The sequence below is a fragment of the Saccharomonospora sp. NPDC046836 genome, from assembly GCF_040645195.1.
Lineage (GTDB): Bacteria > Actinomycetota > Actinomycetes > Mycobacteriales > Pseudonocardiaceae > Prauserella_A.
In genome coordinates, this window is the sequence record NZ_JBEYXW010000028.1 from 1 (window position 1) to 16,334 (window position 16,334).

The window sequence follows — 16,334 nt, forward strand, 5'->3', positions numbered from 1 at the left end:
TTCCGGAATCGCACACCTGCACAACATCCTCCTCACGGACTGACCCACAACACCAGTCCCATCAACCACAAGATCAGTTACGAGACAGCCCTTAGGCCACGGCGTCGTGCATCCCTTGCTCAACCGGGACCTGCAGTCGCGGCCGACTGCTGACGTCGGCCAGCACCCGATCGCCACACATAGATCACGGCGACCGGGAGCAGGACGAAGGGAATGTCGGTGAGGAACTTGCTCCAATAACGGTCGATCTCCATTGCGGCTTGGAAAGTCATGAGCACGCCGTGTGCCGCGTTCGCCCACATCGTGAAGTCGAGAAACGACCGGTGTGCCAACGGGTCACGGGCTGCGCGTAGCAGGAAGGCTCCCCACACTACGTAGATGAGCAGCAGCATGGGCGGAACGTGCGCGTGCTCGTCGCCGAAGCGAACGTCGTTCCAGATGAGCCAGTTCAGCGGCCCGCCCTGTTCGGCGAGAAGCGACGTGTTGGCCATGAACCCCAGGAACAGCAAGGTAAACAGGATCACCGTTATCGCGCCGTAGACGCGCAGAAAAATTGTGAATCCACGGTGGTCATTCATGTGCGGACACCGCCGTCCCGGCGAAACGGTAGGAACCGATCAGAGTGGCCTCGTCGGCGGTCGGCTCCCCGATGACACGGTCGCCGAAGCCGCGCTGGAACTCCGCGAACGCCGCCGACCGCGACAGGCCATTGTCGTCGATGTCGAAGTGGACGATGTGGACGAAGCTCACGCCGTCGGCGAGCCGGAATACTGCGTAGCGCATGCCATCTGGGTTCTCGGCCGCGAACTCGGCGACCACGTTCTCCACCAGTCGCTGGTTCTCGTCGGCGACCTCTGGGCGCACCCGGTACTGCACCACTTTCGACTTACCCATGATCCTCCTAACCAGATCTGAGTTGGACAATACAACTAGCTAGTTGGTTTGTCCAACCAGGGAAGCCGACTGTCGTATCTGGGCTGGTAGGCTCGGCGACATGGTGGGCAGGAGGAAGTACGACGAGGGCTGTGCCGTGTCACACGCACTCGACCTGGTTGGGGAACGCTGGGCGCTGCTGGTCGTACGCGAGCTACTGCTTGGCCCGAAACGTTTTACCGATCTGCGTGCGGGGATTACCGGCGCGAGTTCGGATGTACTGACGACCCGGCTCCGTGAGCTCCGCGAGGCGGGCATCGTCTATCAGCACAGGCTGCCTCCGCCCGCTGGCTCCCAAGTCTACGAACTGACCGCGTGGGGCGCCGAACTCGAACCGGTCATCACCGACCTGGGCCGTTGGGGCAGCCGCTCCCCGTCCATGCCGCACAACGCCCACAGCAGTATCGACTCGCTACTGCTGTCACTGCGATCGCTGTTCGACCCCGAAGCCGCACACGGCTTCAACGCGACGATCTCGCTCAGAATCGAAGGCCGCCCGTTCCGCGCCCAGGTCGCCGACGACGAGTTCCATCTGTCCAGTGGCGAGCCGGCCGACCCCATTGCAACGCTGGACACCACCCGCCAAACCCTGGCCGACCTGCTTTATGGTCCTCGCCGCCTTGACGACGCACGACGCAGTGGCCAGGCCACGACCACCGGTCCCTCCGATGTGATCGCCCGGTTCCTGAAACTGTTCCCACTACCCAAACCAGCGGAGTGAGCTGACCCCCTGCTGCGATGCGCAGGAGACTGTTTCGAGATCGCTCTGGCCTGACACGCAAAGTTCTGGCCCGTATCTTGTGACCCGCAGCCTCGACCCCACCGAAAAGGCGCAGCGCGATGTAACCGCTGGCCGGTCACCGAGACCTACTAACCAAACCCGGTGAACACGCCCATCACGCTCAGCAGCATAGTCGCCGTTGGCGAGTCCTCGCCCGCGAAGGTGTACCCCAGCCGGGCGGGCAGGTTACGGGTGTTCGAGAACGAAGCGTTCTGCGAACCGCGACAGCTCGTCACGTTGTTCGTTCGGACTTGAAGCCGTGGCGCTGACGACGACACGGGTGACGCCCTGCGCGGCGAAGGCTTCGAATTGCTCGTGGGTCATGTCGATTCCGCCCCAGCGGGTGTATTCGAGGCTATCCGGATCACGCCCGGCATCCTTGGCGGTCACGCGAGCCAGTTCCCACTGGGCCACACGTTCCTCGGGCACCAGCGCCCCACCCGGGAAGTACCCGTCACCCCGGAGACCGGCCCGGCGTGCCGCCGCCTGACTCGATCCACCGACGTGAATGGGCAGCGTCGTGCTCTGGTACGGCTTCGGAAACTGCACAAGCTTGTCGAATGAGAAGAACTCGCCCTGGAAACTGACGCCCTCTTCGCCGCCCTCCCACAGCAGACGCAACACATCGATCGCTTCATCGGCCCGCCGTCCGCGTGTGCGGAAAGCAACGTTGGTAGCCGTGGCCTCCTCCGGCAGGGTGCCCAACCCCACTGTCAGCAACCGCATCCGGCCTTTGGACAACACATCGATGGTCGCCAACTGCTTGGCGAGCACCACAGGGTGCCGATACGGCAACAACAGCACGCCCGTGCCCAGCAGGAGCCGCTCGGTCGCTGCGGCGACATAGGCGAGGGTGTCAAGCGGATCGAGGAACGGCAGCGACGGCGGGACCTCAACGTTATAGAGTCGCGCTCCGGGATACAGAACCAGGTGTTCAGGAAGGTACAGACCCTCGAAACCACACGCCTCCGCATGACGTGCATAAGCGACGATCCGATCTGGATCGAAGCCGAAATGGGAGGTGGAGTAGCTAACTCCGAACTTCATGCCTTTGCCTTCCTCGCGGATTACCAGTGCCGCCACTCAATAGCCGAATGTCATCGCCAGAAACGCCACACACGCACGTATCGTCAGCCCCGACAGTAGACTGAGTGGGTAACTTCTCACCGCGTCACAAAATTCCCGAACCAGGACAACAGGCATGTGACAGCGGACACAGTCGATCGCTGTTGAAACACGGAGGAGGTAGCGCACACGAGTTCCGACATCCACACAGGCGACCGCGGACATTGGCATCGGACACCAGCTCAGAAAGAACAAACCATGCTGACCTCCTCGCGAACACCTCAACGAGTGCTGGCCAAAGCCGAAGCGGAATTACACTCATTCCAGAAAGAAATCAAGGCACGAATCGGCCCCGGCAAGCGTTGGTGGATGCGATCAACGAAGCACAGGTGCAGCGGGCGGCGCGAGCTGGGACTGCGCCAAGATCGCTGACACTCCCGTCCGCCGCGGGTTTCAGGCAATCGTCAATACACAAGCTAGTGTCGTGAGTCAGTAGTTCGTTGGTAGTTGTAGGGTGTGGCGGTGCCGAGCCCGAAGCTTGATCCGGTGGTGTTGTCCGCCGAGGAACGGTTGGTCCTGGTGGGGTGGGCGCGGCGCCGGAAGACCGCGCAGGCATTGGCGTTGCGGTCGCGGATTGTGTTGCGCTGCGCCGAAGGTGGCACGATCGGCGAGGTTGCGGAGGACATTGGGGTCTCGCGCAACATGGTGTCGAAGTGGCGGTCGCGGTTTCTGGCCAGGCGTCTGGAGGGGCTGTCGGATGAGCCCCGTCCGGGGAAGCCTCGGACGATCACCGACGTGCAGGTTGACCAGGTGATCGTGAAGACGTTGGAGGAGATCCCGGGCGAGGACACGCACTGGTCTACCCGGTCGATGGCCGAGGCGGTGGGCATGTCACAGTCGGCGGTTTCGCGGATCTGGCGGGCCTTTGGGTTGAAGCCGCATGCGATCGAAACCTGGAAGCTGTCGACCGATCCGCAGTTCGTGGACAAGGTCCGCGATGTTGTTGGCCTGTATATGGCGCCGCCGGAGAACGCGCTGGTGCTCGCAGTGGACGAGAAGAGCCAGATGCAGGCGATCGACCGGACCGCCCCGATCCTGCCGATCATGCCCACCACCCCGGCGCGGATGACCCATGACTACGTCCGTCACGGCACGACCAGCCTGTTCGCCGCGTTCGACATCTCCAGCGGTTCGGTCATCGCCCAGCATTACCGCCGGCACCGTCACCAGGAGTTCCTGCGATTCCTCAAACTCATCGACGACGCAGTGCCTAAGGACCTGACCTTGCACCTGGTGTTGGACAACTACGCCACGCACAAGATCCCCAAAGTCAAGGAATGGCTGATCCGCCACCCACGGTTCCACCTGCACTTCACCCCGACCAGCAGCTCCTGGCTCAACCTGGTGGAACGCTGGTTCTCCGAGTTGACCAACCGCAAGCTACGGCGCTCCGCCCACCGCAGCGTCACCGAACTCGAACGCGACGTCCGCCGCTGGATCAACGAGTGGAACGCCGACCCCAAACCGTTCATCTGGACCAAGCCCGCCGACCAGATCCTCGACACCCTCGCCACATACTGCCAACGAATTAACGACTCACGACACTAGAACGGTGGGTCGTGGAGTGGTTCGGGTTTGCTGGTGTAGGTGGTACCCGTGGGTGTGGTGACGGCGACGGCTGCCGTGGTCGGGTGTAACCGGTAGGTCCACCCTGGACGGTCCTTAAGGCGGTGGTGCCGCCGACACAAGTTGACCAGGTTGGCCTGATTCGTGGGTCCCTGGCGGTTCCAGGGAATGTGGTGATCGTTGTCGCCGAAATGGGCGGGCCGATGGCACGACGGGAACCGACATTCGCGATCGCGCACCCGGACGAACTCGTCGGTCACCGCCGGCGGGCGATACCGTTGTCGCCCCACGTCGACCGGCGCCCCGGTGAGCGGATCGGTGACGATCCGCCGCCACGTCGAGGACGGTTCCTCGGCAATCTGCCTAGCCACGTCTGCCGCGATCGGCCCGTACCCCGCCAACTGAGCCGGATTGTCGTTCAAGCCAGCCAGAGTCGTGAGGTCAACGTAGACGTGCACGTCGGCCTTCGCCCCCGAACCGGTGGCATTCGAGCCGAGCAATTCGGCGAACACGTCGGCCCGAAGTTGGTCGAGAGTGCGGGATTCATTGCCGCCACGCAAGGTGCGGGCCATCCGATCAATCCGCGCATAAGCGGATGAGGCAACCTCGGCAGGCAGGTCAGCGAGCAATGTGGACATCCCGTCCTCACCCGGCAGCAACTGCACCGACCTCTCAGCCCGACGAACGGAAGCCCGTCGGGCAGCCCCCTCCGGATCGACCTTCAAAGCCCAATAGGTAGCAACCCGCCGCACCTGATGCGGATTCTTACCGACAAGACGAGGAGCGACGGTCGAGTCGACCTCCCGAGCCTGCGAGTCATTGAGCCAAGCGGTAGCGCTGGCGACCTTCGAAGCCCGATAGGAATCGACAACACCGGACTCCATAGCAGACAAAGTCCGAGGCAACCGATGAACCAACGCGGCAGACAAATCCACCATCCGCCGAGCATGCTGCTCACTCACCGAGAGCACCAACGCCAACTCAGCTACCACATCGGGAGCATGCCCCCGATGCTCGTCGAGCGAGTTCACGGCCCGATGCAGCAGGGCCTCAGCCCGCATTTTGAGCCGATTCAGACCTTCGATCTGGGTCAGAATTTGTTGGTCTAGCAAGGAATCCCCCACGAGACCATCATACCGAACCAAGTAGCCAACTACAAGCAGAACCTGACAACGATACCCGGACCGTGGGGAACTGTCGCTAGTGGACAGTGACAAAACCCAACCACAGGAGCGACAGTTTCACACGGCGCGCCGACGGCGTGCCTGAAACCCAACCACCCCAACCCAAATCGTCCCAAGTTAAGCCAAGTGACGCGCCCACCACTCGAGGACGGCGTCGAACCGCTGCACGCGATGCTGTGGTTTCCCGGACCGGGTCAGCTCATGCCCCTCCCCGGGGAAAAGCAGGAACTCGGTCTCGGTGCCGTTCTTCTTGAGCGCAACGAACATCCGCTGCGCCTGCTCGACCGGACACCGCCAGTCGTGCTCGGAATGCACCACCGCAAACGGGATTCCGATGTTGCCGACGTGGCTCAGCGGGCTTCGCGCCCGCTGCTCACCGGGGTCGGTGCCGACGTAGTTCTCGGTGAAGAACCAGCCGATGTCCGAGCTGCCGGCGAAGGAGTCCCATGCGTTGACGGCCCGCTCACTCCACGCGGCACGGAACCGGTGCCCGTGGTGCGCGGCGAGCCAGCCGGTCATGAACCCGCCGTAGGAGCCACCCATCACACCGACCCGGCTCGCGTCGGCGTCAGGGCGTTCCAGTGTGACGTCCAGCAAGGCGAGTAGGTCGTCGGCGTCGACGGTGCCGAGCTTGCCGAGTATCGCCTGACCGTGCGATTCGCCGTAACCGGCCGAGCCGCGTGGGTTCGCGAGGACGACCAGGTAACCGGCCGAGGCATAGACCTGCGCCTCGTCGAAGAGGCTCCATTCGTAAGCGGCGAACGGGCCGCCGTGGATCACCAGCAGCACCGGATGCGGGCCCGCGCCCTCGGGCGGGACGACCCATCCGTGTACCGGGTAGCCGTCGGGCGCCTGCGCGGTGAGCTCCTCGGCGGGCCGGACGCCCGCTGCCCGTAGCGGTCGCGAGAAGTCGGTCAGGGTCCGCACGGTGTCGCCTTCGAGCCGCACGACCTCGCCCGCATCGGCGGGCCCGGCCTGGACGAGGGTGATCGTGTCGCCGTCGACGGCGAAGCCGCGCACGGCAGCGCCCTCCCCCGCCAGGAGCGGGAGATCGGCCAGCGGGGCCCGGTCACCATCGCGTGGCACCGCGCGCAGCTCGGCCGCGCCGCGATGTTGCACCACGACGAGCACACCGTTGCCGAAGGGCGCGGGGTCGCCGGCGGTCTCGTCGCACAGCACCGTTTCCGGGTCGGTGAGCCGCCGCGGTTCGGCGACCGCGCCGTCGCCAGGCAGCGTCGCCGCCCACAGCCCGGAGTTCTTCGCCACGCTGAAAACGCCGGCGAACTCGGTGCCGTAGAAGAAGACCGTGCCGTCGTCGCTCACCACCGGATGCGAAGCCCGCCCCGTCGTACGCACTGCCAGCACCGGGTCTCCCCCATCGGCTGGAACCGCGTACAGGTCCTGATGCAACGTCTCGGCGCGGTCCCAGTCCCGCGCGGCGACCACGATCACCCGCTGCCCGTCCGGCGTCCACGCCGGGTCGGCAACATCGGCCGCACCGCCGGTCAGTGCCGGCGGTTCCTCGGGAGTGCTTTCGCTGAGCGCGTCCATAACGAACAGCCGCTTCGGCCGGTCCCGCAGGAAGCCGATGTCATCGATGCGGTAGTCGAAGCGGGTGATCCGCCGTGGGGCCTCCGCGGCGGGTTCGGGTGCCTCGTCTGCGCCGTCGGCGGTGGTGCCGTAACGACCGGGCTGCGGCACGCGTGCGGTGAACGCGATGCGCCGGGAGTCCGGCGCCCACACCGGTGCGTCCACCCCGAGGGGCAAGGCGGTGATGCGCCGCGGCTCGCCACCGGCTGCGGGCATCACGTGCAGCTGTGGCCGGGACAGCGCCCCGGAGGTACCCGTGGCCCGGAGGAATGCGACCCAGCGGCCGTCGGGAGAGATGGCGGGAGCGGTATCGCGCTCACCGTGAGTCCAGGGGCTGTCACAATCCGGCCCGATCCGGCGCAGCGCACTCCGGTAGGAGTTGCTGGCCAGATCGGGCCGGGTCAGCGTGACGAGGGTCAGGTCACCCCGGCAGGCGGGGCGACCGGGTACGGCAAGCAGTGCCAGGTCAGCGGGACGCACGACCCGGACATTACCGGATCTTTAGCGAAACTAACGAGTTACTTCTCCGGTCGCGAGCCGGCGGCCTCGTCCTCCGGCTCGGCCTGCTCCGGCGCAGCGGCGGACAGGTTCAGCTTGCCGGTGGCCCCGGGATCCCGCTTGGCCTTCATCAGGCTCGCGATAGTCGTGATCGTGAGCACCGTGACGATGAAGCCGAGCGACACCCAGTTGTTGATCTCCAGCCACGACGGCGTGACGTGGTACTCGTGCAGGGCGTGCAGCACGAGCTTCAGGCCGATGAAGCCGAGGATGACGGCGAGACCGTAGGACAGGTAGACCAGCTTGTTGACCAGCCCGCCGAGTAGGAAGTACAGCTGGCGAAGGCCCATCAGCGCGAACGCGTTGGCCGTGAACACCAGGTAGGCGTCCTGCGTGATGCCGAAGATGGCGGGGATGGAGTCGACCGCGAACAGCAGGTCGGCACTGCCGATCGCGACGATGACCACGGCCATCGGCGTGAGGTAGCGCTTGCCGTTCTGCTTGACGACCGTGTGGTGCCCGACGTAGTCGTCGGTCACCGGGAAGATCTTGCGCACCCAGCGGGTGACCGCGTTCTCCTGGTACTCCTCGTGCCCGCCCTTGTCGCGGACCATGCTGTAGGCCGTCCACACGAGCACCGCGCCGAACAGGAAGAACACCCACACGAAACGGTTGATGAGCGCCGCGCCGACCGCGATGAACGCACCACGCATGACGAGTGCGAGCAGGATGCCGATCAGCAGCACGCGGTGCTGGTGAATGGCGGGGACGCGGAACGACGCCATGATCACCATGAAGATGAACAGGTTGTCGACGGACAATGAGTACTCGGTGATGTAACCGGTGAAGAACTCGACACCCGGGTCGTGCCCGCCGAGCACCCAGACACCGATGCCGAAGACCACCGCACAGGAGATGTAGAAGATCACCCACCGGGCGGCTTCCCCTGTCGTGACTTCATGTGGCTTGCGGTCGACGATCACCAGGTCAACCGCGATCAGAGCGAGCAGGCCACCGATCGTGGCAAGCCAAAGCCAAACGGGCACCGTCATGTACCAAACCTCCGGTTAGCGGAAAGAACGGCCACTACCCGGAGGTCTCTTCCACCAGCGATGCTGGTCGACGGTGCCGGGTGCCACTAGGGGCAGCCGTGCTGACGACACCGCCGCGAAGGAATACTCCCCTCCACAACTCCTCCATCATCGCGGCTCGGCCCACGGAAAGCCAGCCGTGATCACCTGGGTCACCGGGTTTGCAGTCGTTACTTCGGTCACACAGGACAACGGGTCACCCCGCCTGGTGGTAGCCGTCCGGTCGTTCTCAGCAACCGTTCAATACTGTGAACCCGTGCCCCGTACTTCCCTGTTGCACGGCCGTCGCGGGCGCCTGCCGGCGCTGCTCGTCGTGGTCGCCGTCCTGATCACCGGCGGTACCGTCTGGCTGAGCGGCGACGACCAGCCCGCCCGGTTCCGCACACAGGACGCGATCATCGACGTGCCCGCGGCACCCGGCTCGGCCGACCGCGTGCAGCTCGACACCACGCTGTACGTGCCGGAGAGGACCCCCGCGCCCGCCATCCTGCTGCCGCACGGCTTCGGTGGTGACAAACAGAGCGTCAGCCGGGAAGCCGGCGAGTTCGCCGACCGCGGCTTCACGGTGCTGACGTACTCGGCGCGGGGCTTCGGCCGCAGCACCGGCCAGATCGCGCTCAACGACCCCGACTACGAGGTCGCCGACGCGTCCCGGTTGCTCGACTTCCTCGCCGGCCGCCCGGAGGTGCTCAAGGACGGCCCTGACGACCCCCGCGTCGGGGTGACCGGCGCGTCCTACGGCGGCGCGCTCGCCCTGCTGCTGGCCGGCACCGACGAGCGGGTCGACGCGATCGCTCCGGTCATCACCTACAACGACCTCGCACAGGCACTTCTGCCCAACGCCGCGACGCAGGGCACCGTCGACGCGCGCACCCCGGCCGCCACGGCGGCCAGCGCGGACGGCGTGTTCAAGAAGGGCTGGGCCGGCACGCTGTTCTCCACCGGGCTGGGTACCCCGATGGCCTCCGGCGGATCCGGCGCCGACGCCGTGGAAGCCGGGGACGAGGTGGACAACGGCACCGCAGGCAGCGCGCAGAACGGCGGCGGTTCGGCGGCACCCGCGCAGGACGCGCAGCCGGCGCCGCCCGCGGCGCAGCCAGGTGAGTGCGGCCGGTTCACCCCGCAGGTGTGCGCCGCCTACACCGACGTCGCCACCAACGGGCGCGCGAGCGCGCAGACCGTCGCGCTGCTGCAGCGGGTGTCACCGGCCTCGGTGACCCGCAACATCACCGCGCCCACGCTGCTCGTGCAGGGCGAGAGCGACACGCTGTTCGGGCTCGACCAGGCCGACGCCAACGCCCGGCAGATCACCGAGGCGGGCGGCAAGGTGACGACCATCTGGTACACCGGCGGCCACGACGGCGGCGGCCCCGGTCCCCAGCTGCGTGGCAAGCTCGGCGACTTCCTGTCGTACCACCTCATGGGCACCGGCAGCGACCCCGGCACCGGCTTCACCTACGACGTCCAGGGTGCGCTGCGGGCCAACGGGGCTCCCTCGGTCCGCAGTGTCGAAGCGCCTGCCTACCCAGGCCTGGCCCCCGGCAACACCGAGCGCCACGACGTCGCGCTGACCGGCGGCGAGCAGCCGGTGCTGCGCCCGCCGGGCAGCTCCCCGGCCGCGGTCAGCGGCATCCCGGGTCTCAACCGCGTCATCTCCGGCTCGTCGCGGCTGTCCGGCATGTTCGCCAGCGACCTGCCGGGGCAGTCCGCGGCCTTCACCTCCGCGCCGGTCGGCTCGCAGCTGCTCGTGGCGGGAGCATCGACGGTGCGGTTGCGGGTGGCGGCGCAGGGCCGGGTACCCGAGGGCGGTGCGGTCCTGTTCGCCAAGCTCTACGACGTCAACCCGGACGGATCACGCACGCTGCCGGGCAGTGCGGTCGCGCCCATCCGTATCCCGTCGCTGCCTGCCGACGGCTCACCGGTTGACGTCACAGTGACCCTGCCGGGCGTGGTGCGGCCCGTCGAGTCGGGTCACTCCCTGCAACTCGTGGTGAGCACGACCGACCAGGCCTACCAGACGCCCGCCGAACCGGCCCTGTACCGGCTCTCCCTCGCCGACTCGCAGCTCTCCGTCCCGGTCGTGCCGGGTACGTCGGTGACCTCCGGCTGGCCCGTCGGCCAGCTGCTCGGCATCGGGGGCACACTGCTCGCGGCCGCCGTGATCGCCGTGGTAGCCGCGCTGCGCCGCAGGCGCTCACACCAGGTCGACCCCGAGCTCGCCGACATCCCGATGGTGATCGAGGGCCTCACGAAGTCCTATCCCGGCGGGCTGACCGCGGTGAGGGAGCTGTCGTTCCGCGTCGAACCGGGACAGGTGCTCGGCCTGCTCGGCCCCAACGGCGCCGGCAAGACCACCACCCTGCGCATGCTGATGGGCCTCATCACGCCCAGCGCCGGAGAGATCAAAGTGTTCGGCCACCGGATCTCCCCCGGCGCGCCGGTGCTGTCCCGGATCGGCTCGTTCGTCGAAGGCTCCGGCTTCCTGCCGCACCTGTCCGGTGCGGCGAACCTGCGCCTGTACTGGGAGGCCACCGGCCGGCCTGCCGAGAAGGCGCACTTCACGGAGGCGCTGGAGATCGCGGGCCTCGGCGATGCGGTGCACCGCAAGGTCCGCACCTACAGCCAGGGCATGCGGCAACGGCTCGCCATCGCACAGGCGATGCTCGGGTTGCCGGAGCTGCTCGTACTCGACGAGCCCGCCAACGGGCTCGACCCGCCGCAGATCCACCAGATGCGCGAGGTGCTGCAGCGCTACGCGGCGACCGGCCGCACGGTCGTCGTGTCCAGCCACCTGCTCGCCGAGGTGGAACAGACGTGCACCCACGTGGTCGTCATGCATCGCGGCAGGCTCGTGGCCGCCGGTGAGGTGCACGAGATCGTCGCCGCCGGTGGCGAGGCGACGTTCCGGGTGGACAACCCGCAGACCGCCGCGGAAGCGCTGCGGGTGGTCAGCGGAGTGTCCAGCGTCGACATCGACGGCCCACTGGTGCACGCCGATCTCGACGGGCTGCCACGGTCGGAGGCCGTCGCCGCGCTCGTGCGGGCCGGTGTGTCGGTGGAGCAGGCCGGGCCGCGGCGCCGGCTGGAAGATGCGTTCCTGCAACTGGTCGGGGAAGGTGACGGCTCATGAGCAAGGCACGCAGGACGGCCGAGGAGAACGCCCACCTCGACCAGGGCGTGCACACCGATCCGGCGGCACTGGAGGAGCTGACCGACGCGGCCAGCAGCGAGGCCACGGAGGTCGGCGCCGACGGCGCGGTCGCCGGGTACCGCGCCGGCCGCACCCTGCGGCTCGGCGTGGAGCTGCGCAGGCAGCTGCGCCGCAGGCGGACCCAGCTGGTGCTGGGGTTCGTGGTGCTGCTGCCGCTGATTCTGGTGGCCGCGTTCGAGATCGGTGACGCCAGCCCGAACCAGCGCTCCGGCGGCTTCATCGACCTGGCGACGGCGAGCGCGCCGAACTTCGTCGTGGTGGCGCTGTTCGTTTCCGGGTCGTTCCTGCTCCCGATGGTCGTCGCGCTGTACTTTGGCGACACGATCGCGAGCGAGGCGTCCTGGTCGAGCCTGAAGTACCTACTGTCGATCCCGGTACCCCGGCACCGGCTGCTACGCCAGAAGGCGACGGCGTCGGCGTTGCTGTCGGCGATGACAGTGGCGGCACTGCCGCTGGTCGCGCTGATCGTGGGCATCATCGGTTACGGCGCGGGCGAGGCGATCAGCCCGACCGGCGACGCGATCCCGTTCGGCCGGAGCCTGCTGGCGATCCTGCTCGGAACCGGCTACATCATCATTCAGCTGGCCTGGGTGGCCGCGCTCGGCCTGTTGCTGAGCGCGTCGACCGAAGCCCCGCTCGGCGCGGTCGGCGGCACAGTGCTCGTGTCGATCCTGTCGTCGATCCTCGACCAGATCACCGCGCTCGGCGACCTGCGGGAGTTCCTGCCAACGCACTACTCGTTCGCGTGGGTGGACCTGATCGCCACCGACATCGACTGGGCCAACATGGCCAGCGGTGTGCTGTCGTCGGTCGTGTACGCGACGGTGTTCGGGCTGCTTGCCGCCCGCCGCTTCGCCACCAAGGACATCACCAGCTGACGGCACAACGAGAGGTTGGCAGTGCCGTCTCTGCACACCGAGCGGGTTGGCGACATTGCCGTGCTGCGGATGGCACACGGCAAGGCCAACGCGCTGGACACCGACCTGTGCCGGGAACTGATCACCCGGATCGAGGAGGTCACCGCCGACGGTGACTGCCGCGCCGTGGTCCTCACCGGCGCCCTACGTCGAGGAGTTCCTGACGCTGCTGTCGGAGGCCTTCCTGACGCTGTTCGACCTCCCCCGGCCGGTCGTCGCCGCCGTGAACGGGCATGCGATAGCGGGCGGCGGGGTACTCGCCGCGGCCTTCGCCCAGACCAAGTACCAGCTCCACCGTCCGTTCAACGAGCGCATCGGCGAGCAGCGCGCGGCCGACGACCCGCGGGCGGGCGAGCTGTGGACAGCCCCGGAGCCCTGCGCGCCACTGACGCCTACATCCAGTCGGTGCTGGCCTGAAAGCGAGTTCTCCTTCAACGCCTGCTGACAAGCGTGCACTGGGTGACTGACAATTCCCGCATAGCCACTGTGCCGTCTTGTCCCACGCTCGCAACGGGCGCAGCCCGGCAAGGAGGCCGCCATGCCACGCCCCATGCACTTCGAGATATTCGCGAGCGATCCGGAACGTGCCATTACGTTCTATGTGACCGTCTTCGACTGGGCTTTCGAGAGATGGGGGTCCGGCTCCTACTGGCTGATCTCCACCGGCGACGGGCCCGGCATCGACGGCGGGCTGGCGCAGCGGCCGGGTCGCGCACCCGGGGAGAGCTGCGTACCCAACGCCTGCGTGCTCACGATGCAGGTCGCCGACATCGACAGCGCGGTACGGACGGTGAAGCAGGCAGGCGGCACGATCGCCCGGCCGAAGAACGCGATCCCGCGTATCGGCTGGCACGTCTATTGCCGCGACACCGAGGGCAACCTGTTCGGGCTGCTGGAGGACGACCCGAGCGCCGAGTAGCGGGCAGCTACTTGACGCCGGCGGCATCCATGCCACGCAGCTCCTTCTTCAGCTCGGCGATCTCGTCGCGCAACCGGGCCGCCAGCTCGAACTGCAGGTCCCGCGCCGCCTGCATCATCTGGTCGGTCATCTGCTGGATGAGGTCGGCCAGCTCAGCGCGGGGCATCGTGCTGACGTCGCGGTCGGTCAGCACACCCGAGCTGCGTACCCGGTCGCCCTGTTCCGGCTTCTTCCCGCGCGAGACGTTGCGGCCGGAACCACCGACGGCGATCCCCTCCTCCGAGTCCTCGGCCTCCGTGTAGACGCGGTCGAGGATGTCGGCGATCTTCTTGCGCAGCGGCTGCGGGTCGAGGCCACGTTCGGTGTTGTAGGCGATCTGCTTCGCGCGCCTGCGGTTGGTCTCCTCGATCGCGAACTGCATCGAGTCGGTGATCTTGTCGGCGTACATGTGCACCTCGCCCGACACGTTACGGGCGGCGCGGCCGATCGTCTGGATCAGCGACGTACCGCTGCGCAGGAAGCCTTCCTTGTCGGCGTCGAGGATCGCGACGAGCGACACCTCGGGCAGGTCGAGGCCCTCGCGCAGGAGGTTGATCCCGACGAGAACGTCGAAGTCGCCGGACCGCAGTTGCCGCAGCAGCTCCACCCGGCGCAGCGTGTCGACCTCCGAGTGCAGGTAGCGGACGCGGATTCCGAGCTCCAGCAGGTAGTCGGTGAGATCCTCGGCCATCTTCTTGGTGAGCGTGGTGACCAGCACCCTCTCGTCCCGCTCGGCGCGGAGCCGGATCTCGTGCACCAGGTCGTCGATCTGGCCCTCGGTGGGTTTGACGACCACCTCCGGGTCGACCAGGCCGGTCGGCCGGATGACCTGCTCGACGAACTCGCCGCCGGCCTGCCCCATCTCGTACGGACCGGGGGTCGCCGAAAGGTACACGGTCTGGCCGATGCGGTCGCTGAACTCCTCCCAGGTCAGCGGCCGGTTGTCCAGTGCGCTCGGCAGCCGGAACCCGTGCTCCACGAGTGTGCGCTTGCGCGAGGCGTCGCCCTCGTACATGCCGCCGATCTGCGGCACGGTCACGTGCGATTCGTCGATGACGAGCAGGAAGTCCTCGGGGAAGTAGTCGATCAGCGTCGCAGGAGCCGAACCCCCCGGCCGGCCGTCGATGTGCCGCGAGTAGTTCTCGATGCCGGAACAGAACCCCACCTGACGCATCATCTCGATGTCGTAGGCGGTGCGCATGCGCAGCCGCTGCGCCTCCAGCAGCTTGCCCTGCTTCTCGAGCTTCGCCAGCCGCTCCTCCAGCTCGGCCTCGATCGCGTGGATGGCCTTCTCCAACCGATCGGGGCCCGCGACATAGTGGGTTGCCGGGAAGATCCGCACCTCGCCGACCTCGTTGACGATCTCCCCCGTCAGCGGGTGCAGGTAGTACAGCTTGTCGATCTCGTCGCCGAAGAACTCGACACGGATCGCGAGCTCCTCATAGGCCGGGATGATCTCCACGGTGTCACCGCGGACCCGGAAGGTGCCGCGCGCGAAGGCGAGGTCGTTTCGCGTGTACTGGACGTCGACCAGCGCGCGCAGGAACGTGTCGCGCTCGACCTCTTCACCGACCGTGAGCTTCGCCGAACGGTCGAGGTAGGACTGCGGCGTGCCGAGACCGTAAATACAGGAGACGCTGGCGACGACGATGACGTCGCGCCGCGACAGCAGGTTCATCGTCGCCGAGTGGCGCAGTCGCTCCACATCGTCGTTGATCGACGAGTCCTTCTCGATGTAGGTGTCGGTCTGCGGAACGTAGGCCTCTGGCTGGTAGTAGTCGTAGTAGCTGACGAAGTACTCGACGGCGTTGTGCGGGAACAGCTCGCGTAGCTCGTTGGCGATCTGCGCGGCGAGCGTCTTGTTCGGCGCCATCACCAGTGTCGGCCGCTGGACCCGCTCGATCAGCCACGCCGTGGTCGCCGACTTACCGGTACCCGTGGCGCCCAGCAGCACGACGTCCTTCTCGCCTACCCCGAGCCGGCGCTCCAGCTCATCGATGGCCGCCGGCTGGTCACCGGCCGGCTGGTACTCGCTGACCACCTGGAACCGGCCGTCCGACCGAGGGACCTCGGAGACCGGCCGGAACTCCGACTGCGCCAGCACGGGGTGTTCCGTTGCGAAAGCCACGCCATCCAGGGTAGGCGCACGCACCGACAATCCGCGTCAGCGGGCGACCGGCAGCAGCCCGCCCGGCGCCGAGCGCGCCGACATCATCAGGCACACCTCACAGGGCATCCCGGTGATCGCAGTCAGCAGCTCGGCCTGACCTGGCCCGATGCGCTCACCGCAGAGTGCCACCAGTTCGCCGGGTGCGGTGTCCGGCACACGGACCACGTGACACACCCGTCTGGTCTCGCCAACTGTGCCCTGCCGCAGGCGGACAACCATCACCGCGTCACCCGGTTCCGGCACTGTCGACCCCATACCGGGCAGAGTAGAAGGCCACCCCACGAAATGCTTCGTGTTGGGATAACAATGA

14 protein-coding genes are annotated in these 16,334 nt (G+C 67.0%); 6 read left to right on the forward strand and 8 right to left on the reverse strand.

Annotation, left to right across the window (positions count from 1 at the left end):
• Positions 1–119: 119 nt before the first annotated feature.
• Positions 120–578, reverse strand: a complete 459-nt coding sequence (locus ABZ863_RS26055; protein ID WP_358540554.1) for a DUF6632 domain-containing protein — start codon at positions 576–578, stop codon at positions 120–122.
• Complete coding sequence (locus ABZ863_RS26060; RefSeq protein WP_358540557.1) at positions 571–894, reverse strand: hypothetical protein; 324 nt, start codon at positions 892–894, stop codon at positions 571–573. Before ABZ863_RS26060 ends, ABZ863_RS26055 begins: the two co-directional genes overlap by 8 nt.
• Before the next feature lie 100 nt (positions 895–994).
• Between ABZ863_RS26060 and ABZ863_RS26065 the strand changes: the two genes are divergently transcribed.
• Positions 995–1,654, forward strand: coding sequence for a winged helix-turn-helix transcriptional regulator (locus ABZ863_RS26065; protein WP_358540560.1), 660 nt, complete (start codon positions 995–997; stop codon positions 1,652–1,654).
• Positions 1,655–1,900: 246 nt separating this feature from the next.
• Here the strand turns inward: ABZ863_RS26065 and ABZ863_RS26070 are convergent, their stop codons facing one another.
• Entirely contained in the window at positions 1,901–2,797 is an 897-nt protein-coding gene (locus tag ABZ863_RS26070) for a TIGR03619 family F420-dependent LLM class oxidoreductase (protein WP_358540562.1), read from the reverse strand.
• A gap of 504 nt (positions 2,798–3,301) precedes the next feature.
• Here ABZ863_RS26070 and ABZ863_RS26075 point away from each other — a divergent pair.
• Positions 3,302–4,387, forward strand: coding sequence for an IS630 family transposase (locus tag ABZ863_RS26075; protein ID WP_358540564.1), 1,086 nt, complete (start codon positions 3,302–3,304; stop codon positions 4,385–4,387).
• On the opposite strand, the gene ABZ863_RS26080 is transcribed toward ABZ863_RS26075, so the two are convergent.
• From ABZ863_RS26080 to ABZ863_RS26090, 3 genes are all read right to left on the reverse strand, one after another.
• Positions 4,384–5,529 (reverse strand): DUF222 domain-containing protein, encoded by a 1,146-nt coding sequence (locus tag ABZ863_RS26080; RefSeq protein ID WP_358540567.1) that lies wholly within the window; start codon positions 5,527–5,529, stop codon positions 4,384–4,386. The genes ABZ863_RS26075 and ABZ863_RS26080 overlap by 4 nt on opposite strands.
• Before the next feature lie 177 nt (positions 5,530–5,706).
• Positions 5,707–7,659 (reverse strand): S9 family peptidase, encoded by a 1,953-nt coding sequence (locus ABZ863_RS26085; protein ID WP_358540570.1) that lies wholly within the window; start codon positions 7,657–7,659, stop codon positions 5,707–5,709.
• Positions 7,660–7,697: 38 nt separating this feature from the next.
• The gene (locus ABZ863_RS26090) at positions 7,698–8,729 is read right to left on the reverse strand and encodes a TerC family protein (RefSeq protein ID WP_358540572.1); all 1,032 of its coding nucleotides are present in this window, start codon (positions 8,727–8,729) and stop codon (positions 7,698–7,700) included.
• A gap of 295 nt (positions 8,730–9,024) precedes the next feature.
• Between ABZ863_RS26090 and ABZ863_RS26095 the strand changes: the two genes are divergently transcribed.
• The 4 genes from ABZ863_RS26095 (at position 9,025) to ABZ863_RS26110 (ending at position 13,815) form a co-directional block, all read left to right on the forward strand.
• Complete coding sequence (locus ABZ863_RS26095; RefSeq protein ID WP_358540575.1) at positions 9,025–11,898, forward strand: alpha/beta fold hydrolase; 2,874 nt, start codon at positions 9,025–9,027, stop codon at positions 11,896–11,898.
• Positions 11,895–12,857, forward strand: coding sequence for an ABC transporter permease (locus ABZ863_RS26100; RefSeq protein ID WP_358540577.1), 963 nt, complete (start codon positions 11,895–11,897; stop codon positions 12,855–12,857). The genes ABZ863_RS26095 and ABZ863_RS26100 overlap by 4 nt, the downstream gene beginning before the upstream one ends.
• Positions 12,858–13,008: 151 nt before the next feature.
• Entirely contained in the window at positions 13,009–13,341 is a 333-nt protein-coding gene (locus tag ABZ863_RS26105; protein WP_358540580.1) for a hypothetical protein, read from the forward strand.
• Positions 13,342–13,434: 93 nt separating this feature from the next.
• Positions 13,435–13,815, forward strand: coding sequence for a VOC family protein (locus ABZ863_RS26110; RefSeq protein ID WP_358540583.1), 381 nt, complete (start codon positions 13,435–13,437; stop codon positions 13,813–13,815).
• A 7-nt stretch (positions 13,816–13,822) separates the two neighbouring features.
• On the opposite strand, the gene uvrB is transcribed toward ABZ863_RS26110, so the two are convergent.
• Positions 13,823–15,982 (reverse strand): excinuclease ABC subunit UvrB, encoded by a 2,160-nt coding sequence (uvrB, locus tag ABZ863_RS26115; protein ID WP_358540586.1) that lies wholly within the window; start codon positions 15,980–15,982, stop codon positions 13,823–13,825.
• 36 nt (positions 15,983–16,018) lie between these two features.
• On the reverse strand, positions 16,019–16,279 hold the full coding sequence (locus ABZ863_RS26120) for a hypothetical protein (RefSeq protein WP_358540589.1): 261 nt from the start codon (positions 16,277–16,279) through the stop codon (positions 16,019–16,021).
• Positions 16,280–16,334: the final 55 nt, after the last annotated feature.

Bases quoted from the DNA above. Each gene is read 5' to 3' on its own strand.
- ABZ863_RS26055 (WP_358540554.1), bottom strand. From the start codon at position 578: ATGAATGACCACCGTGGATTCACAATTTTTCTGCGCGTCTACGGCGCG.
- ABZ863_RS26060 (WP_358540557.1), bottom strand. From the start codon at position 894: ATGGGTAAGTCGAAAGTGGTGCAGTACCGGGTGCGCCCAGAGGTCGCC.
- ABZ863_RS26065 (WP_358540560.1), top strand. From the start codon at position 995: ATGGTGGGCAGGAGGAAGTACGACGAGGGCTGTGCCGTGTCACACGCA.
- ABZ863_RS26090 (WP_358540572.1), bottom strand. From the start codon at position 8,729: ATGACGGTGCCCGTTTGGCTTTGGCTTGCCACGATCGGTGGCCTGCTC.
- ABZ863_RS26100 (WP_358540577.1), top strand. From the start codon at position 11,895: ATGAGCAAGGCACGCAGGACGGCCGAGGAGAACGCCCACCTCGACCAG.
- ABZ863_RS26110 (WP_358540583.1), top strand. From the start codon at position 13,435: ATGCCACGCCCCATGCACTTCGAGATATTCGCGAGCGATCCGGAACGT.
- ABZ863_RS26120 (WP_358540589.1), bottom strand. From the start codon at position 16,279: ATGGGGTCGACAGTGCCGGAACCGGGTGACGCGGTGATGGTTGTCCGC.